Here is a 20,523-nt window from a genome sequence, read left to right as displayed (position 1 = left end):
GCGTGGTCCTTCATCCGTGTCCCTTCCTGGACGTGAGGCATGAGCGGCGAAGCCGAGGGCGGCCGCAGCGCCCAACTGAAGCACACCGGGCTGCGCCACGGCTGGACCACCGGTGCCTGCGCGACGGCGGCGGCGACGGCCGCGTACACCGCGCTGCTGACCGGCGACTTCCCCGACCCCGTCACCATCACCCTGCCCAGGGGGCAGACACCGGCGTTCGCGCTGGCGACCGAGGAGCTGACCGACGTCCACGCGACGGCGGGGGTCGTGAAGGACGCCGGTGACGATCCGGACGTCACCCACGGCGCGCTGGTCCGGGCGACGGTGCGACGGCTTCCCGCGGGCTCCGGCGTCGTCTTCCGGGCCGGGCCCGGCGTCGGCACCGTCACACGCCCCGGTCTGCCCCTGCCCGTCGGCGAACCGGCCGTCAACCCGGTCCCGCGCCGGATGATGCGGGACCACGTCGCCCTCGTCGCCGAGCGGCACGGCGGCAGCGGCGACGTCGAGATCACCCTCTCCGTCGACGACGGCGAGGAGATCGCCCGGTCCACCTGGAACCCCCGTCTCGGCATCCTCGGCGGTCTCTCCGTCCTCGGCACCACCGGCATCGTCGTCCCCTACTCCTGCTCGGCGTGGATCGACTCGATCCGGCGCGGGGTGGACGTGGCGCGGGCCGCCGGCCGTACGCACGTCGCCGGGTGCACCGGGTCCACCTCGGAGAAGACGGTCGTCGCCGAGTACGGGCTGCCCGAGGACGCCCTGCTGGACATGGGCGACTTCGCGGGCGCCGTGCTGAAGTACGTCCGCCGGCACCCGGTGGACCGGCTCACCGTCTGCGGCGGCTTCGCCAAGCTGTCCAAGCTGGCCGCGGGCCACCTCGACCTGCACTCCGCCCGCTCCCAGGTCGACAAGGGGTTCCTGGCCGGGCTGGCCCGGCGCGGCGGTGCGGGCGAGGCCCTGGCCCGGGAGGTGGCGGAGGCCAACACCGGCCTGGCCGCGCTCCAGCTGTGCCGGGCGGCCGGGGTGCCGCTGGGCGACCTGGTGGCGGTCGCCGCCCGTGACGAGGCGCTGTCCGTGCTGCGCGGGGCGCCCGTCGCGGTCGACGTGATCTGCATCGACCGGGCGGGCACGGTGGTGGGCCGCAGTGCCGTCGCCGGGGCGCCCGGCCCGGCTAGCCGGTGACCGGACCGACCCGCAGGCGGTTGCCGTCCGGGTCGCGCAGGGCCAGCTCCCGTCCCCACGGCAGCTCCTCGGGCCGGACACCGAACTCGGCGGCGACCGCGTCCAGGTCGGCGACCCTCAGGTACACCAGGGTGTCCGGGCGAGCGTCCCCCTCGTGCTCCGACAGGTACAGCCGGGCCCGGCCGCGGGCGACCTCCGTGAACACCGGGAGGCCCGGTTCGAAGCGGTGCTCCCACTGCCGGGCGAAGCCCAGCCGCGCGTACCAGCGCACGGCCGCGGCGGCGTCCCGCACCCGCAGCACCGGGACGGCCTCCTCGCCGGGCCCGGAGGGCTCAGCAGACATGGCGCTCCCGCTCGGCTGAGTACAGGTGGCTGTCGCGGAACTGTTCCGCCCCCAGGGTCCGCCCCACCATGATCACCGCGGTGCGCACGATCCCCGCCCCGGTCACCTTCCCGGCGATCTCGTCGAGGGTCCCGCGGATGATCAGCTCGTCGGGGCGCGAGGCGTTCGCGACGACGGCCGCGGGGCAGTCCGCCCCGTAGTGCGGCAGCAGTTCGCCGACCACCCGGTCCACGTACCTGGCGGCGAGGTGAAGCACGATCAGCGCGCCGCTGCGGCCCAGGGTGGCGAGGTCCTCGCCCTCGGGCATGGCGGTGGCCTGCTGGGCGACCCTGGTGAGGATGACGGTCTGCCCGACCGTCGGGACCGTCAGCTCCCGCTTCAGCGAGGCCGCCGCCGCCGCGAACGCCGGCACGCCCGGGACGACCTCGTACGGCACCCGGGCCGCGTCCAGGCGCCGCATCTGCTCGGCGACCGCGCTGAAGACGGACGGGTCGCCGGAGTGCAGCCGGGCCACGTCGAGGCCCTGCTCGTGCGCCCGGACCAGTTCGGCGGTGATCTCGTCCAGGGTGAGCTGCGCCGTGTCCACCAGCCGGGCGCCGGGCGGGCATTCGGCCAGCAGCTCGCGCGGGACCAGGCTGCCGGCGTACAGGCACACCCGGCAGGCGGCGAGCGTCCGGGCGCCCCGCACCGTGATCAGGTCGGCGGCTCCGGGGCCGGCGCCGATGAAGTACACGGTCATGAGTCTGCTCCTGGGGAGGGGTGGAGGGGCTTGGTGACGGCCCACTGGGTCACCGGCATCGCCTGCCGCCACCCGGTGAAGCCGCCCACGGGGACGGCGTGCGCCACGGCGAGGCGCACCAGTTCGCCCCCGTGCCGGGTGCGGGCCTCGGCCAGCAGCGCCTCGGACTCCAGCGTCACGGTGTTGGCGACCAGCCGCCCGCCGGCGGGCAGCGCCTCCCAGCACGCCCCGAGCAGTCCGGGCGCGGTGAGCCCGCCGCCGACGAACACGGCGTCCGGCCGGTCGAGGCCCGCGAGCGCGCCGGGCGCGGCACCGGTGACGACCCGCAGGCCGGGTACGCCGAGCCGGTCGGCGTTGCGGACGATGCGCTCGGCGCGGACCGGGTCGCGTTCGACGGTGACGGCCCGGCAGGAGGGGTGGGCGCGCATCCACTCGACGGCGATCGAGCCGGAGCCGCCGCCGATGTCCCACAGCAGCTCGCCGGGGGCCGGGGCGAGCGCGCCGAGGGTGGCGGCGCGGACGTGCCGCTTGGTGAGCTGCCCGTCGTGCTCGTACGCCTCGTCGGGCAGTCCGGGGACGGCGCCGAGGCGCAGCGCACCGGGAGCGCGGCGGCACTCGACGGCGACGACGTTGAGCGGGTCGCCCGGGGCGTGCGGCGGCCACGCGTCGGCGGTGACGGCCCCGGTCGTCCGTTCCCGCGGACCGCCGAGCTGCTCCAGCACCCGCATCCGGCTGGGTCCGAAGCCCCGGTCGCGCAGCAGGGCGGCGACCTCGGCGGGCGTGCCGGCGTCCGCGCTGAGCACGAGCAGCCGCCGGCCGTGGTGCAGGGCCGCGGCGAGACGGGCGGCGGGGCGGCCGACGAGGGTGACGACCCGGACGTCCTCGACGGGCCAGCCGAGCCGGGCGCAGGCGTGGGAGACGGACGAGGGGTGCGGCAGCACGTGCACCGCGCCGGGGCCGAGCACCTCGGTCAGGGCGCGTCCGATGCCGTGGAACATGGGGTCGCCGCTGGCCAGGACGGCAAGGCGGCGGTCCGCGTGCGCGGCCAGCAGGCCGGGGAGCGCCGGACGCAGCGGGGAGGGCCAGGGCACGCGCTCGGCGGCGCACTCCGGCGGCAGCAGCGCGAGCTGGCGCGGGCCGCCGACGACGGCCTCCGCGTCGAGCAGTGCCCGGCGCGCGGTGTCCGGCAGGCCGTCCCAGCCGTCGGCGCCGATGCCCACGACGGTCACGGCGGCGGTCGGTGCGGAGCGGTCGGCGGTCACGGCTCGGTACCTCGGGGTTCCTCGGCGTCGGAGAGGGCGTCGGTCAGGCACTCTACGGGGCGGCCACCTGCGAGGAACCGGTCGGGTGCACATCGGCGGCGAACTTATTGCACACTGTTCGCAACAACTCATGAATTGCAGGAAGGTCGGTCGATGGGGTCTGCGGTGGTGCTGGGCATCGAGTCGTCCTGCGACGAGACGGGCGCGGGCCTGGTCCGGGACGGACGTCTGCTCGGGCACGCGCTGGCGTCGAGCATGGACGAGCACGCCCGCTACGGCGGAGTGGTCCCCGAGATCGCCTCCCGCGCCCACCTGCACGCGCTGCGTCCGGTCGTCCGGCGGGCACTGGAGGATGCCGGGCTGCGGCTGTCCGACGTCGGCGCGGTCGCCGTGACCACCGGCCCCGGCCTCTCGGGGGCGTTGCAGGTGGGTCTGGCGGGCGCGAAGGGCATCGCCTACTCGCTCGGTGTCCCGCTGTACGGGGTGCACCACCTGGCCGGGCACGTCGCCGCCGACACACTGGAGCACGGCCCGCTGCCCGACCCGTGCATGGTGCTGATCGTCTCCGGCGGCCACACCTCCCTGCTCCTGGTCCGCGATCTCGTCCGGGACCGGATCACCCACCTCGGGGACACGCTGGACGACGCGGCCGGGGAGTGCTTCGACAAGGTCGCGCGGGTCTTCGGGCTGCCGTATCCCGGCGGTCCGGCCATCGACCGGACAGCGCGAGCGGGGGATCCTCGCGCTGTCCCCTTCCCGCGCCCGCTGCCCGGCTCGTACGACTTCTCGTTCTCGGGGCTGAAGACGGCCGCCGCCCGCTGGGCCGAGGGGCACACGGGCCGGGAGTTGCCGGTGGCCGACGGGGCCGCCTCGCTCCAGGAGGCCGTCGCCGACGTCCTGACCCGCAAGGCGGTGGCCGCGTGCACGGAGCACGGGGTGGGCACCCTGGTCGTGGTGGGCGGTGTCGCCGCCAACTCGCGGGTGCGGTCGCTGGCCGAGGAGCGCTGCCGGGCGGCGGGCATCGAGCTGCGGGTGCCGCCGCTGCGGCTGTGCACCGACAACGGCGCGATGATCGCCGCCGTCGGCGACCTCCTCGTCCGCGCCGATGCCCCGCCCGCCCCACTGGACGTGTCCGTCGACCCGTCGGCGCCGCTGGAGTACGCCGCCCTGCACCCGGTCGCCGCCGAGCGGGCGGGCGCCGCCGAGCAGGCGGGCGCCGCCGAGCAGGCGGTGGCCGCGCGATGACCACCGGGATCCGCGTCCACACCGGCGCCGCTCTGCTCGGCGTACACCGACGCGCTGCGCTCGGTGTACGCCGACGCCTTCTGCGCCCCGCCGTGGAACGAGGACGAGGAGCGGGCGGCTCAGTTCGCCGGCCGGCTGCCGGCGAACGCGGGTCGCCCCGGCTTCACCGCCGCGACCGCCGCGCGCGACGGGGACGTGATCGGCTTCGCCACCGCATGGGTCACTCCCACGCCCTTCCCCACCGACCGCTGCTACCCGCAGGCCGCCGCAGGACTCGGTGCCGCGCACACCGCGGACTGGCTGTGCAGCGCCCTGGAGGTCGACGAACTCGCCGTCCGCGGTGCCGCCCGGGGCACCGGACTCGCCGGTGACCTCCTCGAAGCGGTGACCGCGGACGCGCCCGACGGGCGGGCGTGGCTGCTGACGTCCGTCCGGAACGCGCGCGCCCTGGCCTTCTACCGCCGCCGGGGCTGGACACAGGTCACGCACCCCTCCCCGACAGGCAAGGGCGTCGTCGTCTTCCTCGGCCCACGCCACCCCGCCAGGTCCCTCGCCCCTCTCCCCCTGTAAGCCCCGGAGCCCCGCCTTGCGTACCGCCGAGATCCGCCGCCGCTTCCTCGACTTCTTCGCCGAGCGCGGTCACACCGTCGTCCCCAGCGCCCCGCTGCCCACCCCCGATCCGACCCTGCTGTTCGTCAACGCCGGCATGGTCCCCTTCAAGCCGTACCTGACCGGCGAGGTGCCGGCGCCCTGGCCGCGGGCGACCAGCGTGCAGAAGTGCGTGCGCACCCTGGACATCGAGGAGGTGGGCCGCACCACCCGGCACGGCTCCTTCTTCCAGATGAACGGGAACTTCTCCCTGGGCGACTACTTCAAGGAGGAGGCCATCGCCTTCGCCTGGGAGCTGTCGACCGCCTCGGTGGAGGACGGCGGATACGGTCTCGCCCCGGATCGGGTCTGGGTCACCGTCCACCACAGCGACGACGAGTCCCGCGGCCTGTGGCGGCGCGTCGCCGGCCTGCCCGACGAGCGGATCGTGGCCCGCGGCGACGAGGACAACTTCTGGTCCATGGGCGTGCCCGGGCCCTGCGGGCCGTGCTCCGAGCTGTACTACGACCGCGGCCCTGCGCTCGGCCGGGAAGGCGGCCCGGCGGTCGACGAGGACCGCTACATGGAGTTCTGGAACCTGGTGTTCATGCAGTACGAGCGCGGTGAGGGCCCCGGCAAGTCCGGCTACCCGATCCTCGGCGAACTGCCCCGCCGCAACATCGACACCGGCATGGGCCTGGAGCGCATGGCCACCCTGCTCCAGGGCGTCGACAACCTCTACGAGATCGACGAGACCCGCCCGGTCCTGGACCGGGCCGCCGCCCTGGCCGGGGTGCGCTACGGCGCGGACACGGAGGCCGACGTACGGCTGCGCGTGGTCGCCGACCACGTCCGCACCGCCCTGATGCTGCTCGCGGACGGCACCGTCCCGGGCAACGAGGGCCGCGGCTACGTCCTGCGCCGCATCCTGCGCCGCGCGGTCCGCTCCCTGCGTCAACTGGGCCACGCCGACCCGGCGCTCGTGGACCTGCTGTCGGTCGCGCGGGACTGCATGGCGCCCAGCTACCCCGAGGTCGCCGAGGCGTACGACCGGATCGCCGACCGGGCCGCCGGCGAGGAGGACGCCTTCCGCGCCACGCTCCGCCAGGGCACGACCGTGCTGGACACGGCGGTGGCGAGGGTGAAGGCGGAAGGCGCACGTACGCTGCCCGGCGCCCAGGCGTTCCTCCTGCACGACACCTACGGCTTCCCCGTCGACCTCACCCTGGAGATGGCCGCCGAGCAGGGCGTCGAGGTGGACCGCGAGGGCTTCACCGCCCTCATGCGCGAGCAGCGCGAGCGCGCCAGGTCCGACGCCCGCGCCCGCAAGGCCGGCGGCGCCGACCTCACGGTCCTGCGCTCCGTGCTGGACGAGCACGGCCCGACCGACTGGCGGGCCTGGGACACCCTGACGACCGACTCGCGGGTCCTGGCCGTCCTGGACTCCACGGGTCCGGCGGCGGTCGTCCGTGAGGGCGGGATCGCCACCGTCGTCCTGGACCGCACCCCGTTCTACGCCGAGTCCGGCGGCCAGGACAGCGACGCCGGCCGGCTCTCCGGCCTGTCGGTGGAGGCGGAGGTCCTGGACGTGCAGCGCCCGCTGCCCGGCCTGGTCGTCCACCAGGTCCGGGTCCTGGCCGGCGAGCTGGCCACCGGGGACCGGGTGCACGCGGCCGTCGACCCCGAGTGGCGGCTCGGCGCCCGCCAGGCGCACTCCGGCACCCACGTCCTGCACGCCGCCCTGCGCCAGGTCCTCGGCCCGAACGCCCTGCAGTCCGGCTCGTACAACCGCCCCGGCTACCTCCGCCTGGACTTCCCCTGGCGCGGTGCCCTCTCCCTCGCGGCGCGCGGTGAGGTCGAGGCGGCGGCCAACCAGGCCCTGCGCCGCGATCTGCCGGTCGGCGTGCGCTGGACGACGCTGCCGGAGGCGAAGGAGCTGGGCGCGCTGGCCCTGTTCGACGAGACCTACGGGGAGAAGGTCCGCGTGGTCGAGATCGGCGGCTCCTGGTCGCGGGAGCTGTGCGGCGGCACCCACGTCGCGCACGCCTCGCAGATCGGCACCGTCGCCCTCACCTCCGAGTCGTCGGTCGGCGCGGGCCTGCGCCGCCTTGAGGCCGCGGTCGGCGCCGAGGGCTTCGGCTACCTGGCCCGCGAGCGCGACCTGGTGACCCGCATCGCCGAGCAGCTCCAGGAACCGCGCGCCGAACTCCCCGACCGCATCGCCGGGTTGCTCGACCGGCTCAGGTCCGCCGACCGGGAGAACCAGCGCCTCCGCGAGCAGGCCGACCGGGCCCGCGCGGACGCTCTCGCCGCGGACGCCACCGACGCCGACGGCACCCTGGTGGTCACCGCCACCACGGACGGCGACGCCCGGGCCCTCGCTCTCGCCGTACGGGACCGGCTGCCCGCGGCCCGGCCGGGCGTGGTGGTGATCGGCGCCCGCACCGGTGAGCGGGCGACCCTGGTCGCCACGGTCAACACCGCTGCCCGCGGCGCGGGCCGGGACGCCTCCGCGCTGGTGAAGCACCTGCTCGACGGCAAGGGCGGCGGCTCGCCCGAGGTGGCGCAGGGCGGCGGCCTCCCCGCCGACCGGCTCCCGCGGACGCTCGCCTCGGTCCTCGCCCTGGTCACCGGTTCCTGACCGGTCCGCGCGCCCGCCGCCGCCGGGCCGGGGTCCACCAGTCGGTGGACCCCGGGTTCAACCGGTCGCCGCTGTCGGCGGGACGGGCCCGTGAAGAGCATGGAGGGCATGAAGAATCTTCCCGTGCGCATGGCTCGTTGGAGCGCCGCCCACCCGTGGCGGGGCATCGTCGGCTGGTTCCTGTTCGTCGTCCTCTGCCTCGGTGCCGGCATCTCCGTGGGCACCAACGAGGCGACCACCGAGGACTTCCGCATCGGAGAGGCGGGGCGCGGCGAGGCGATCGCCGCCGAGGGCGGACTGGAGCAGCGCCCCGTCGAACACGTGCTGATCACCGCGAAGCCGGGCACCGGAAAGCTCGACGTCGCCGCCGCCGACGCGGCCGCCGCCGACGTCGCCGCCCGGATGGCCCGGCTGCCCGAGGTCCTCTCCGTCGACGACCCGGTACGCGGTGCGGGCGGCACGGCGGTCCGGGTCACGGTCACCATGAAGGCCCCGGAGCGGGAGGGCAAGGAGCACGTCGACGCGCTGATCGAGCAGACGGCGGCCGTGCAGGAGGCCAACCCCTCGCTGCGCGTCGAGGAGACCGGGTCGCCGTCCATCAGCAAGGGCGTCGACAAGCTGCGCGGCGACGACCTCGCGCGCACCGAGATGATCGCGCTGCCGGTCACCCTCGTCACCCTGCTGCTGGTCTTCAGCTCGGTGGCCATGGCCCTGGTGCCGCTGCTGCTCGCCCTGTCCTCGATCGCCGCGGCCGTCGGCCTGTCGATGGTGGCCTCGCACGTCTTCCCCGACAACGGCGTCGGCATGAACATCATCCTGCTCATCGGCCTCGCCGTCGGCGTCGACTACACGCTCTTCTACCTCAAGCGCGAGCGTGAGGAGCGGGCCCGCGCGGGCGGCGCACTCAGCCCCCGGGCCGCCGTCGAGCTCGCCGCCGCCACGTCCGGACGGGCCGTCGTCGTCTCCGGTCTCGCCGTCGCCGTCTCCAGCGCCACCCTCTACCTGGCCGACGACGTCATCTTCTCGTCCATCGCCACCGGAGCCATCGTCGTCACCCTCGTCGCCGTCGTCAGCTCCCTGACCGCGCTGCCCGCCCTCCTCGCCACGATCGGCATACGGGCCGAGCGCCGCGCCGAACGCCGCAGGGAGCGAGGGCTCGCACCCAAGAAGCAGAAGGGGCACATGGCCCGCCCCGGCCGGCTGACCGCCGCCGCGCTGCGTCCCGTCGCCCGCCGCCCCCTGGCCACCCTCGTCGTCGCCGTCCTCGCGCTGGTCGCCCTCGCCGCCCCGGTCCTCGGCCTCAACCTCACCGACATGGGCCGCGAGACGCACTCCCGCTCCATCGTCGCCATGCAGGTCTACGACCGGCTGAACGCCGCCTATCCGGAGCTGAAGTCCATGCACCAGGTCGTCGTCCGTGCCGACGCCGGCCGTGCGCCCGAGGTGACCGCGGCCCTGCGCGAGCTGGCCGCCGGCGTCGAGGACGACCCGCGGCTGAGCGGCACCTCCCGGCTGACCACGTCGCCCGACCGGCGGATCAGCATGCTCCAACTGCAGGTCCCGCACCACGTCAGCAGCGACCAGGCCCTGTCCTCGCTCGAGGACATCCGCGACACGTACGTCCCGCGGACCGTCGGCCGGGTGGCGGGCGCCGAGACCGCCGTCACCGGTGACGTGGCCCGCTACGCCGACTATCCGACCCACCAGGAACAGAAGCTGCCGCTCATCCTCGGGGCACTGCTCCTGGTGACCTTCGCCATGACCGTGTGGGCGTTCCGCTCCGTGGTCCTCGGCCTGGTCGGCATCGTCCTCAACCTCCTGTCCGCCGCCGCCGCGCTCGGCGTCCTCGTCCTGGTCTTCCAGCACACCTGGGCCGAGGGCCTGGTCGACTTCACCTCCACCGGTTCGATCGGCGCCCGCGTCCCGCTGTTCCTCTTCGTGATCCTGTTCGGTCTGTCGATGGACTACCAGGTCTTCGTCATCAGCCGGATCCGGGAGGCCGCCCTGCGCGGAGTCCCGACCCGGCAGGCCGTGATCGAGGGCATCGGCAGCTCGGCGAGCGTGGTGACCAGCGCCGCCGTGGTCATGGTCACGGTCTTCGCCAGCTTCGCGGCCCTGCACCTGATCGAGATGAAGCAGATCGGCTTCAGCCTCGCGGTCGCGGTCCTCCTGGACGCCTTCGTCATCCGCCTGCTGGTCCTGCCGTCCATGATGCTGCTGCTCGGCGAGGCCAACTGGTGGCCGTCGCGCGCGGTGCGCCGAGCCCTGCGCGCCACCGAACCGGCCCCGCGCCCGCTGGAGTCGGTAAGCTGATCGACTCGGCCGCCGGCCCCGCAACTCCCGTACGAGCAAGGGGAATCACCGTGACGCAGCGGCAGCAGCAGCAACCGGACGACCGGTTCGTTCCAGCGCGGGTCCACCGCTGGAACTCGGCGGGCTGGATCCTGTTCGGGCTGCTGCCGCCGGCCGTCGCGGTGCTCGACGCCTCGCCGGCCCGGCGGTACGGGATGTTCGCCCTGCTCGTCCTGATCGCGCTGGGGCACGCCGCCGTGCTCCTCCGGCGGGACGACGACGTGCTCCGTCCGCGCGCCTACCTCGCCGCCCTCGCCCTCGTCGCCGGCGGGCAGTCCTTCGTCCTGGACGGCGGGGCCGCCTTCTACGTGGTGTCCCTGCCGCAGTTCTGGTTCCTCACCCGCACCCCGCGGGACGCGGTCGCGCTCAGCGGGGCCGCCGCCGCCCTCACCGTCTTCGGCGGCACGCTCGGCCAGGGCTGGAGCCCGCAGTTCCTCACGGGCAACACGGTGGTCACCGTCGTCGCCTACGGCGCGGGAGCGGGCCTCGGACTGTGGGTGCACCGCTTCGTCGGCCGGAGCACCGAGCAGCAGGCACGCCTCACCGCAGAACTCACGACCGCACAGGAGGAGTTGATGGTCGCCCACCAGCAGCGGGGCGCGGCCGAGGAGCGCGAGCGGATGGCCCGGGAGATCCACGACACCCTCGCCCAGGGATTCGCCTCCATCGTGGTGCTCGCGGAGGCCGCCCGTGCGGCCGTCGCCGGCGATCCCGCGCGCTGCGCCGAGCAGCTCACCTCCATCGAGCAGACCGCGCGGGAGAACCTGGCCGAGGCCCGGGTGCTCGTCGGTTCCGCCCCCGAGAGCGGCGTCGCCCCCGGCTCCCTGGCCACCACCCTGCGCAGGACCCTGGACCGTTTCGTCCAGGACACCGGCCTCACCGTCACCGCCGAACTGCCCGACGTCGACCTGGACCAGCACACCCGCGTCGCCCTGCTGCGCTGCACGCAGGAATCCCTCGCCAACGTGCGCAAGCACGCGGACGCTTCCACGGTCGGCGTCGTCCTCACCGCGTACCCGGGCGGGGTCGAGCTGGAGATCACCGACGACGGCCACGGCTTCGTCGTCGCGGAGTCCAGGGGGTTCGGCCTCGACGGCATGCGCAGGCGACTGGCCGAGCTCGGTGGTGACCTCGCCGTCACCAGCTCCCTCGGGGACGGCACCCGCGTCTTCGCCAGACTTCCCACCCACGGACAGGACCGCCCATGACCGACACCGCCGACAGCCGGATCCGCGTGGTCGTGGTCGACGACCACGCCGTGATGCGCGCCGGAGTCATCGCCCTGCTGGCCCACGAACCCACCCTGGAGATCGTCGGCGAGGCGAGCGACGGCCGCGAGGGCGTCGGCCTCGTCGAGCGGCTCGCCCCGGACGTGGCCCTGGTCGACCTGCGCATGCCGGGGCTCGACGGCGTGGCCGCCACCACCGAGATCGTCGCCCTGCCCCAGGCCACCCGGGTGCTGATCCTCACCACGTACGACACCGACGCCGAGATCGAACGGGCCGTGGAGGCGGGCGCCGTCGGCTACCTCCTCAAGGACACCACCCGCGAGCAGCTCGCCGACGCCATCCGGTCGGCGGCGCGCGGCGAGACGGTCCTCGCGCCCAAGGTCGCGGCGCGCCTCGTGGCCCGGATGCGCCGGCCCGAACCGGTCGCGCTCACCGCCCGCGAGCGGGACGTGCTGCTCGCCGTCTCCGACGGACTGTCCAACGCCGAGATAGGCCGCCGCCTGATCATCGGCGAGGCCACGGTGAAGACACATCTCCTGCGGGTCTTCGCGAAACTCGACGTCAGCGACCGTACGCGCGCCGTGGTCGTCGCCCTGGAACGCGGACTCCTCACCCGCCCCTGAGCGCCGGGGCCCGCGGGTCCCTCGCGGTGACCGTACGCGCGTGCGCACCGGCCGACGGGCCTCGCGTGCACGCCGGCCGACGGGGCCGAGGGCCCGGAAGGCCGGTGACGGCTCCGGCCGCCCTCTGTCCCGTCCTCGGGCCCGCCCTCGGACATGTCCGCCGCCCCTCCGCCGTCCCGCAGCGCCGCTGCGCCCGCCCTGGCCGACATTCCTGGACCTGATACCCCCTGGGGGTATACATTCGGGGCATGGACCACAGCGCGCACCACTCCGGTACCGGGCACCACCCCTCCACCCCCGCGGGCGAGCACGATCACGGGCACGATCACGGGCACGCGCACGGCGCGACGTGGGCGACGGCGGTGCGGGCGACGCTGCACTGCCTCACCGGGTGCGCCCTGGGCGAGATCCTCGGCATGGTCGTCGGCACCGCGCTGGCCTGGAGCAACGTGCCGACCATGGTGCTGGCCATCGCCCTGGCCTTCGTCTTCGGCTACTCCCTCACGCTCTGGGCGGTGCTGCGTGCCGGTGTGTCGCTGAAGGCGGCGGTCAAGGTGGCGCTCGCCGCCGACACCGTCTCCATCGCCGTGATGGAGCTGGTGGACAACGGGATCGTCGCCCTCGTGCCGGGCGCGATGGACGCGTACCTGTCGGACGGGCTGTTCTGGTACGCCCTGCTCGGCGGCTTCGCCGTGGCGTTCGTGATCACCACGCCGGTCAACCGGTGGATGATCGGCCGCGGCAGGGGCCACGCCGTCGTCCACGCCTACCACTGACCGTCCCGGACGGCCGGCCCCGGCCCGGGCCGGCCGTCGAGTTGCCGGGCCGGGCCGATGCGAGAGGGTGAGGGGGAAGGCCGCGAAGGGAGCGTGCGGTGACAGGCGAGCCCATCGGCGACACCGCGGTGCTCAACGCGCTGTTCGCCAACTCACCCCAGGGACTGTTCGTCTTCGACTCCGACCAAAGGGTCGCCCGGTACAACCCCTCCGGCCGAGGCGTACGGGGACTGGCCGCGGAGGACGTCGTCGGGCGGGGCATCGAGGACTTCGCCCCCGGGTTCGACGCGGGGGTGCTCCGAGAGCTGTTCGACGAGGTCCTGGCGACCGGTGAGCCGATGCGGGAGCGGCTGCTGAGGGGCAGGTCGCCGTCCGATCCGCACCGCACGCTTGCCGTGGAGGTGTCCCTCTTCCCGCTGCACGACCTCGGCGACGGCCGGCCCGGCCTGGTGGGCGTGGTCGAGGACGTGACCGAGCGGCAGGCCGCGGCGGACCGGCTCGCCGTGCTCAGCGCGGTGCACGCGACCGTCGGCTCGACGTTGGACGTGCGGACCACGGGCGACGAACTGGTACGGGCCCTGGTGCCCGCCTTCGCCGACGCGTCCACCGTCGACCTGCTGGACGACGGCGCCGTGGCGGACGAGCGCCCGCCCGGCCCCCCGCCGACGAACGTGCCGCTGCGCCGGGTGTCCTTCGCCCCGTCGGCCGCCCGGGTGACCCGGCGGGAGGGCGAGAGCCGTCCGCTGCCCTTCCCCACCCCGTACACACAGGTCCTCAACGACCTGCGGGCCCGTCTGGTCCGCGTCTCGGCCGACGACGCGTGGCTGTCCAGGGACCAGGAGAGCTTCGCGCCGCTGGTCCGGACGGGCGTGCACTCCATGATCGTCGCTCCGCTGGTCGCCCGGGACACCGTGCTCGGGCTCCTGTCCCTGTACCGGCACCGGACCGACGCCTTCGAGGAGGCCGACCTGGACGTGGCCCGGCAGGCGGCGTTCACCGCCTCCGTGCACCTGGACAACGCGCACAGCTTCCGTCGCGAGCACACCGTGGCGGCCGCCCTCCAGCGCAGGCTGCAACCCGGCGCGATCCCCGAGCTGACGGCGGTGGAGACCGCTCACGTGTACCTGCCCGAGAGCGCCGGCGGCGACTGGTTCGACGTCGTACCCCTCTCCGGTACCCGCGTCGCCCTCGTCGTCGGCGACGTGGCCGGCCACGGCATCGAGGCGGCGGCCACGATGGGCCAGCTCCGGCTGGCCGTGCGCACCCTCGCCCTCCAGGACCTGGAGACGGACGAGCTGCTGACCCACCTGGACGAGGTCGCCGCACAGCTGGCGGACGCCTCCGCACCGGGCGGAAACGCCCCCGTGGCGACCTGTGCGGTCACCGTCTACGACCCCGTCTCCCGGCACTGCACCGTCGTACGGGCGGGGCACCCCGCGCCCATCGTCATCGACCCCGACGGCGCTCCCCGGCGCCTGGAGGTCCCGCAGGGGCCTCCGCTCGGCACCGGCGGCGGGCACGTCTTCACCCCGGCCGTGGTCGAACTGGAGCCCGGCACGCTGATCGCCCTGCACACCAACGGCCTCACCATGGGCGACGAGGACGAGCGGGGCGCCGCCAGGCGCCGCCTGGAGCACATCCTGGCCTCCACCACGCGGCCCCTGCGGGAGCTGTGCGACACCGCCGTCTACCACATGGCGCCCTCCCGCCACGACGACGCCGTCCTGCTGCTCGCGCGCACCCGCGCGCTGCCCTCCGAGCACGTCGCGGACTGGACCCTGCCCGCCGACGCCTCCGTGGTGGGCACCGCCCGCCGGCTCGTCGACCGGCAACTGGCCGCCTGGGATCTGGACGGGACGGCCCACACCACCGCACTCGTCGTCAGCGAACTGGTGACGAACGCCATCCGGTACGGCAAGGGTTCCGTGCGGCTGCGGCTCATCCGCGACCGGGGACGGCTGCTGACCGAGGTCACGGACGCCAACAGCGCCAGCCCTCACCTGCGCCGTGCCCGGGAGAACGACGAGGGCGGCCGGGGCCTTTTCATCGTCATGCGGCTCAGCACCCACTGGGGCGTGCGGCACAGCCGCCGCGACAAGACCATCTGGTCCGAGCAGCGGCTCGACGCAGGCTCGCCGGACGCGTCCGACCTGCTGAACCTCTTCGACGTCGCCGCGGACGACGCGGACGACGTGGAGGGAGTGGACGACGCGGACGACGCGGCGGACGCCCCTACGCCGTGACGGGCCCCGCGCCGTCTCACCGTTCCCCCGGACCGGCCGCGTGCCGCGCGTGCGGGTCGGCCACCGGGTCCTCGCGGGCGTCGGCGGCCCGGGTGATGGCGGACTCCACGGCGGCGACGCGGTCCGCGAGGAGGCCCAGCGCGGCGACGGCACGGGTGAGCGGGTCGTCGCCGGAGCCGCCGAGAGTCCGGGCGCGGACGTGGGCGGCACGCACCTCCGCCCAGCGGGCGGCCTCCTCGGAGGTGAGCGTGCCGCGCAGCTCGGCGAGCTTGAGCAGGTTGGCCTCGGCTCCGTGGGTGAGGGTCTGCGCCTCGGCGGTGTAGTGGTCGTCGAGGACGGCGGCGCGTTCGGCGTCGTTCATGACGGGCCGGATGCGCTGGGCGATCTTGTTCATGTTGCGGTAGGAGCCCTGGAGCCGGAAGGCGGGCTCGGTACGGGTGTCGTCCGCCTGGGCGGCGGAGGCGATGTAGGCGGCGTTGACGGCCAGGACCGTCTCGCGGACGGCCACGAGGTGACGCAGGACGGACAGGACGCGCTCCAGCTCGGCGGGCGGGTGGGCGAACGCGAGGCGGTCGGCTCGGGCGGTGGGGTCCCCGGTGGCGAGGCGCACGAGCAGCTCCAGATCGGCCCGGTCGCGGCCGGCCAGCGGGGCCAGGACCGGGTTCGCGGTGAGCGCGTTCTCCAGGAAGCTCAGCGCGAACGCCTCCTCCTTGCCGGTCAGGACGTCGCCCAGGTTCCACACGTCGGCCCGGTTGGCGAGCATGTCGGGGACCTGGAAGCGGGCGCCGGACTCGGTGTACGGGTTGCCGGCCATGCAGACGGCGAAGCGCTTGCCGCGCAGGTCGTAGCTGCGCGGGCGGCCGTCCCGCACGCCGTCCACTCGGCGGGTGGCGTCGCACAACGGGATGAACTGCTGGAGGAGTTCGGGCGACGTGTGCTGGATGTCGTCGAGGTACAGGAGGGTGTTGTTCGCCGCCGCCAGCGCGAAGTTGATCTTCTCGACCTCCCGGCGTGCGGTGGCGTTCGGGGCGTCGGCCGGGTCGAGCGAGGTGACGCCGTGGCCCAGTGCGGGGCCGCTGACCTTCACCAGCATCAGACCGAGCCGCTCGGCGACGTACTCGACCAGGGTCGTCTTGCCGTAGCCGGGCGGGGAGAGCAGCAGCAGGAGCCCGCCGGTGCCGGAGCGCCCGCCGTCGCCGGTCGTGCCGAGCTGTTTGGCCAGGCTGTCCCCGACGAGCGGGAGGTAGACCTCGTCCACCAGCCGGTTGCGGACGAAGGCGGACATGACGCGGGGGCGGTGGTCGTCCAGGCGCAGACGCTCGCGCTCGGCGTCCACCACGGCGCCGCGGCGGCGCTGGTAGGCCCGGAACTCCGGCACGTCCTCGGCCGCGAAGCGTGCGGTACGGGCGAGGAACTCGTCGAGACGCAGCGGCAGCCGGCCTGCGGTGATGCGCGGGTGGGCGCCCAGCAGGCCCTCCGCGGTGGCCGTCGGAGCGGCGTCGCCCTCGTAGCGGGGCAGGTCGGGACAGAGCTCGGCGGCGACCGCCTCGGCCAGGTCACCGGGGGCGAGACCGGTGCCGGTGGCGGTGGCGTACGACGAGATCCACGCCCCGGCGAGCTGCCCGCGGGCGGCCAGGCCGTCGAGCGCGGCCAGGTCCTCGTCGTAGGCGGGGCCGCCCACCGTGCGGCGGAACTTGTCCAGGAGCGTGCGCGTCCCCGCCCCGAGGACGAACCCGTCGGGGGCGGTGGTCAGTTCGTGGAAGAGGTACGAGGCGGCGGCACGGGCGGCGTCCCCGCCGGAGCCCGGCGGCTCCACGAGGAAGCCGAGCAGGCCGGCCGCGGGACCGGAGGCCCCGGCACGGCCGGCGTGACCTGCGTGGTCCGCGTGACCCACGTGGTCCGCGCCCGACCGGGCCGCACCCTCGACGGCCCCCGCCACGCCCACGAGCGCACCGGCCGTTCCTGCCACCGGACCGGCGGCCCCGTCGGCCGGGTGCGTCCCGCGCGGCGCGCCGCCCGCACGGCCGGTCGCCGCCCCGCCCCGCCCCGACCGCAGCCACACCTCGACGGCCCCCGCCAGCTCCTCCTCCAGGTCGCCGATCGCGGCCGGGAGGCCGAAGGTGTCCCGGGCGCGGGCCAGGGAGCGGGCGCGTCGGGTCCATGCCTCGCGCGCGTCCGGCGTGGTGCCGTGCGCCCAGAAGAGCTGCGCGGCCGCCCGCGCGGCCGGCTCGTGGACGAGCGTCCCGGCCCTCTCGTACAGGGGCAGCAGCGCCCTGAGGACGACGGTCGCGTCGTGGTCGTGCACGCCCCGTTCGTAGCCCTCGTCGTACGCCTCCTTCGCGGCCTCGCGGACCAGGGCGGCCAGGTCGTCGGCGCCGGCCAGGGTGCTCGCGCCGTGCTCCCGCAGCAGGCGGGCCGCGAGGTGCTCGGCGCGGTAGACGGCGGCGGACTCCGAGGGGAGGGTGCGGTCCCAGTGGGTGCGGCCGGCCGCGAGGGCCGGGTCGGTGACCGGTGAGCGGTAGTCGGTGCCGGTGAGGGCGAAGGCGAGCCCGTCGCCGTCGGGCACGAGGGTGAGGTCCAGGGGCTGGGTGTTGACGGCGAAGCGGTGGGCGCCCAGGCGCAGGGTGCGGCCGTCGTCGGCGTACAGGTCGGTGCGGTCGCGCAGGGCGCGGGCGGCCTCCTGCCGGGCGGAGGCGAGACGCCCGTCGAGTTCCTCCGCGCGGACGGTGTCGCCGAGGGCGCGCAGTTCCTCGGCGGTGCGGCGGACCTTGGCCGGCATGGGGTCGGAGGCGAAGTAGGTGCTGACCGCCTCGGCGTCGGCGAGGGCCGCGCTCCGCCGGGTGATCGTCTCCAGGATGCGGGCGGCGGAGGCGGCGAGCTGTTCGGCGCGGCGGGCCCGGGTGTCGGCGAGCGCCTGCTTGCGGGCGGCGAGCGCGTCCTGTATCTCGCCGCGCTTGTCGGCGAGTTCGGTCAGGAAACCGTCGAACTCCGCGAAGCGGGACTCCAGGTCCTCCAGGCGGGCGAGCAGCCGGGCCAGTTGGTCGTCGCAGCGCTCGGGGGTGTCGGCGGCGGCGAGCGCGGCGGTGACGGCCTGGCCGAGCAGAGCCGTCTCGGCGGCGAACTCGGCGCGGCCCTCCCGGCCGACGAGGGCGCGGCGGCGGGCGTCGAGGGTGGCGCGGGCGCGGTTGACGCCGCCGAGGACACCGGAGACGCGCTCCAGCAGGGCGGTGCGGACGGTGGCGTCGCCCGTGTCCAGCTCGGCGACGACGTCGGTGACCGTCCGCAGTCCGTCGGCGAGTTCGTCCAGCCGGGCGGCGACGGGCCCCGCCTCGGCGACGGTGCCGATGGCCCCCGCGTCCGCGACGAGCCGTTCGACGTCCTCGCGCTGCGCGTCGAAGGCGTCCTCGCGGGTGAGGAAGGCCACGGCCCGCTGCCCCAGCTCGGCGAGGGACGCCTCGGTCTCCTCGGCGAGGGCGTCGATACCGGGGAGGTCGGCGTACCGCAGCTCCTTGACGTTCAGCAGGTGACCGTGGGCGTGCCGCAGCTCGGTCAATCCCCGCACCCAGGCGGCGGCTTCCCGGGGCGCCTCGCCGCGCAGCCGCCGGACCACCGCCGCGATCCGTTCGGCGGCCTCGTCGCGGGCCTCGGCCGCCCGCCGGGTCAGCTCCCGTACGGTCTCGAACTCGGCCAGCACCTGCTCGGCCGTCTCCCGCACGGCGGCCAGCGCGCCGGCCAGGCCGCCCAGCTCCTCCTCGCCCAGCCAGTGGTGGCCGTCGGCGGCGCGCACGCACGAGGCGGCGAGCGCCCGGTAGCCCTCGGCCGTGGTGATCCCCTCGCCCGCCGCCGCGGCGACGGACAGACAGGCGGAGATGCCGCGTACGAGGTCGGCGTTGCCCACCCGGGCCAGCGGACCGCTGCCGGCGGGGGCGTCGGCGGCGTACGTGTCGGAGGCGTAGGGCGAGTGCCACAGCTGCACCGGGTGCACCTGGGCCGGTTCGTCGCCGTCCGCGCGCAGCACGGTGAAGGTGCCGTCCTCCGCCAGCGCCCAGCCCCGGCAGGCCAGCGGGTTCGCGACCTCCTTGCGGATGGTGTTGTACGACAGCAGCAGGCCCCGGCTCTCGCCGCGCGCGTGGAAGGCGTACAGCACGTCCTCGCCGTTGGGCGAGCGCACCTCACGCTCGAACTCCAGGCCCGCCACGTCGAGTTCGTACGTCTTGTGGGCGCCCGTGGCCAGGCACCAGCCGCCGGGGAAGACGATGCCCTGGTCGTCGGGCAGCCGGCGGCAGGCCGCGCCGACGCCGTCCAGCCGGACCACCGTCTTGGTGAGGGTGTTGCACACCAGGTAACGGTCGGTGTCCTCCTTGTAGGGCCGTACGCGCAGCAGGATCAGCGCGCCGACCCGGGCGTGCGCGATGTCGGCGTCGGCCAGGGACTGGAGGGGCTCGTCGACGGGCTCGGACCAGATGCCGCCGGCCGTCTCGGTGTCGTCCTCCAGCTTGACGGTGAGGGTGCCGCCCACCGCGCTGACCCAGAACTCGCCGCGCACGGAGACGTGCGGGTGGCGGCCCAGGACGTGGTCCTCCCGGGTGGCCCCGGTCCACTCGAAGTCGTACGGCGCGGGGAACACGTCGTCGCGTTCGCCCCGGGCGTCCAGGAAGGCCGCCCGCCCGTCGTCGGTCAGCTCCCAGCGCAGGGCGCGGATGTCGTCGGCCTTCTCGCCGGTGCGGAAGACGGCCAGCAGCCTGCCGTCGACGGGGCGCAGCCGCAGCAGCCGGGCCTGCCGGTAGTAGCGGTGCAGGTCGGTGAACTCCCGCACGAAGGCGGGGTCGTCGAGCAGCCCGGGCACGGCCGACCCGGGCAGCGGGTTCAGGTCGCGGTCGTACAGGGTGAGGACGTCCGCCACCGCGGTCCCCTCGCGCCGGGCCGGGCGGCCGGTGGAGCCGAGGAGCAGGACGTCGCCGACGGCGACGACGTCGCAGGGCACGCCGGGGTGCTCGGTGCGCAGCCGCCCGGTGGAGGCCAGTTCGAGGCGGGCCGACCCGAACTCCTCGACACGGCGGGCGTTGAGCCGCCGGGCGCGGTGGGCGAGGTCGGCGGTCTGTGCGGCGAGCCGGTCGCGCAGCACCTCGTACGCGCCGGCGTCGGCGGCGTCTCGGGCGGCCTCGTGGGTGCCCGCGCCGGTGGTGGTCGGCGTGCCCGTCTCCGGAGCGGTGGCCATGAGCGGTCGGTCCCTTCCAGGAAGCGGGGGGGGTGCCGGTGCCGCCGACCCCCGCGCGGCGGCCCGGCACCCCGTCTGTGGT

General features: G+C 75.2%; 12 protein-coding genes and 1 pseudogene. 9 read left to right on the top strand and 4 right to left on the bottom strand.

All coding sequences use genetic code 11. The annotated features are described in order from the left end of the window. Nucleotides 1-39: 39 nt before the first annotated feature. Nucleotides 40-1,182 (top strand): cobalt-precorrin-5B (C(1))-methyltransferase, encoded by a 1,143-nt coding sequence (locus ACIBCJ_RS25210; protein WP_365980336.1) that lies wholly within the window; start codon nucleotides 40-42, stop codon nucleotides 1,180-1,182. Here the strand turns inward: ACIBCJ_RS25210 and ACIBCJ_RS25205 are convergent. Genes ACIBCJ_RS25205 through cbiE form a run of 3 tightly spaced genes read right to left on the bottom strand, consistent with a single transcriptional unit; the run spans nucleotide 1,172 to nucleotide 3,526 of the window. Next, complete coding sequence (locus ACIBCJ_RS25205; RefSeq protein ID WP_365980335.1) at nucleotides 1,172-1,525, bottom strand: glyoxalase superfamily protein; 354 nt, start codon at nucleotides 1,523-1,525, stop codon at nucleotides 1,172-1,174. The two genes, ACIBCJ_RS25210 and ACIBCJ_RS25205, sit on opposite strands and share 11 nt — an antisense overlap. Beyond that, a complete protein-coding gene (gene cobM, locus ACIBCJ_RS25200; protein ID WP_362103251.1) occupies nucleotides 1,515-2,264 on the bottom strand; it encodes a precorrin-4 C(11)-methyltransferase in 750 nt (249 codons plus the stop codon). Before cobM ends, ACIBCJ_RS25205 begins: the two co-directional genes overlap by 11 nt. Next, complete coding sequence (gene cbiE / locus ACIBCJ_RS25195) at nucleotides 2,261-3,526, bottom strand: precorrin-6y C5,15-methyltransferase (decarboxylating) subunit CbiE (RefSeq protein WP_365980334.1); 1,266 nt, start codon at nucleotides 3,524-3,526, stop codon at nucleotides 2,261-2,263. The genes cobM and cbiE overlap by 4 nt, the downstream gene beginning before the upstream one ends. A gap of 153 nt (nucleotides 3,527-3,679) precedes the next feature. Here cbiE and tsaD point away from each other — a divergent pair, with 153 nt between their 5' ends. The 8 genes and pseudogenes from tsaD to ACIBCJ_RS25155 all read left to right on the top strand — a co-directional run bounded on the left by tsaD (nucleotide 3,680) and on the right by ACIBCJ_RS25155 (nucleotide 15,223). Continuing rightward, complete coding sequence (gene tsaD / locus ACIBCJ_RS25190; protein WP_365980333.1) at nucleotides 3,680-4,771, top strand: tRNA (adenosine(37)-N6)-threonylcarbamoyltransferase complex transferase subunit TsaD; 1,092 nt, start codon at nucleotides 3,680-3,682, stop codon at nucleotides 4,769-4,771. Then, nucleotides 4,768-5,341: pseudogene (locus ACIBCJ_RS25185) on the top strand (GNAT family N-acetyltransferase). The gene tsaD and the pseudogene ACIBCJ_RS25185 overlap by 4 nt, the downstream one beginning before the upstream one ends. A gap of 16 nt (nucleotides 5,342-5,357) precedes the next feature. Beyond that, complete coding sequence (alaS, locus tag ACIBCJ_RS25180; protein WP_365980332.1) at nucleotides 5,358-8,000, top strand: alanine--tRNA ligase; 2,643 nt, start codon at nucleotides 5,358-5,360, stop codon at nucleotides 7,998-8,000. A 108-nt stretch (nucleotides 8,001-8,108) separates the two neighbouring features. Beyond that, nucleotides 8,109-10,313, top strand: coding sequence for an MMPL family transporter (locus tag ACIBCJ_RS25175; protein ID WP_365980331.1), 2,205 nt, complete (start codon nucleotides 8,109-8,111; stop codon nucleotides 10,311-10,313). Between the two features lie 50 nt (nucleotides 10,314-10,363). Beyond that, nucleotides 10,364-11,560, top strand: coding sequence for a sensor histidine kinase (locus tag ACIBCJ_RS25170; RefSeq protein WP_365980330.1), 1,197 nt, complete (start codon nucleotides 10,364-10,366; stop codon nucleotides 11,558-11,560). Further along, the gene (locus ACIBCJ_RS25165; RefSeq protein WP_362103258.1) at nucleotides 11,557-12,204 is read left to right on the top strand and encodes a response regulator transcription factor; all 648 of its coding nucleotides are present in this window, start codon (nucleotides 11,557-11,559) and stop codon (nucleotides 12,202-12,204) included. The genes ACIBCJ_RS25170 and ACIBCJ_RS25165 overlap by 4 nt, the downstream gene beginning before the upstream one ends. Before the next feature lie 248 nt (nucleotides 12,205-12,452). Next, a complete protein-coding gene (locus ACIBCJ_RS25160; RefSeq protein ID WP_365980329.1) occupies nucleotides 12,453-12,980 on the top strand; it encodes a DUF4396 domain-containing protein in 528 nt (175 codons plus the stop codon). Between the two features lie 98 nt (nucleotides 12,981-13,078). Further along, nucleotides 13,079-15,223: a SpoIIE family protein phosphatase gene (locus ACIBCJ_RS25155; RefSeq protein WP_365980328.1), complete on the top strand. Its 2,145-nt coding sequence runs from the start codon at nucleotides 13,079-13,081 to the stop codon at nucleotides 15,221-15,223. Nucleotides 15,224-15,239: 16 nt separating this feature from the next. Here the strand turns inward: ACIBCJ_RS25155 and ACIBCJ_RS25150 are convergent, their stop codons facing one another. Then, a complete protein-coding gene (locus ACIBCJ_RS25150) occupies nucleotides 15,240-20,441 on the bottom strand; it encodes a DNA repair ATPase (RefSeq protein WP_365980327.1) in 5,202 nt (1,733 codons plus the stop codon). Nucleotides 20,442-20,523: the final 82 nt, after the last annotated feature.

Source organism: Streptomyces sp. NPDC051136 (assembly GCF_044455745.1).
Taxonomy (GTDB): domain Bacteria; phylum Actinomycetota; class Actinomycetes; order Streptomycetales; family Streptomycetaceae; genus Streptomyces.
The sequence above is the reverse complement of the archived record's forward strand: the minus strand, read 5'-3'. Positions and strand labels throughout refer to the sequence as shown.

Coding starts and splice junctions, on each gene's coding strand:
- ACIBCJ_RS25165 (WP_362103258.1), top strand. CDS start 11,557: ATGACCGACACCGCCGACAGCCGGATCCGCGTGGTCGTGGTCGACGAC.
- tsaD (WP_365980333.1), top strand. CDS start 3,680: ATGGGGTCTGCGGTGGTGCTGGGCATCGAGTCGTCCTGCGACGAGACG.
- cobM (WP_362103251.1), bottom strand. CDS start 2,264: ATGACCGTGTACTTCATCGGCGCCGGCCCCGGAGCCGCCGACCTGATC.
- ACIBCJ_RS25210 (WP_365980336.1), top strand. CDS start 40: ATGAGCGGCGAAGCCGAGGGCGGCCGCAGCGCCCAACTGAAGCACACC.
- ACIBCJ_RS25175 (WP_365980331.1), top strand. CDS start 8,109: ATGAAGAATCTTCCCGTGCGCATGGCTCGTTGGAGCGCCGCCCACCCG.
- ACIBCJ_RS25160 (WP_365980329.1), top strand. CDS start 12,453: ATGGACCACAGCGCGCACCACTCCGGTACCGGGCACCACCCCTCCACC.
- ACIBCJ_RS25150 (WP_365980327.1), bottom strand. CDS start 20,441: ATGGCCACCGCTCCGGAGACGGGCACGCCGACCACCACCGGCGCGGGC.
- ACIBCJ_RS25205 (WP_365980335.1), bottom strand. CDS start 1,525: ATGTCTGCTGAGCCCTCCGGGCCCGGCGAGGAGGCCGTCCCGGTGCTG.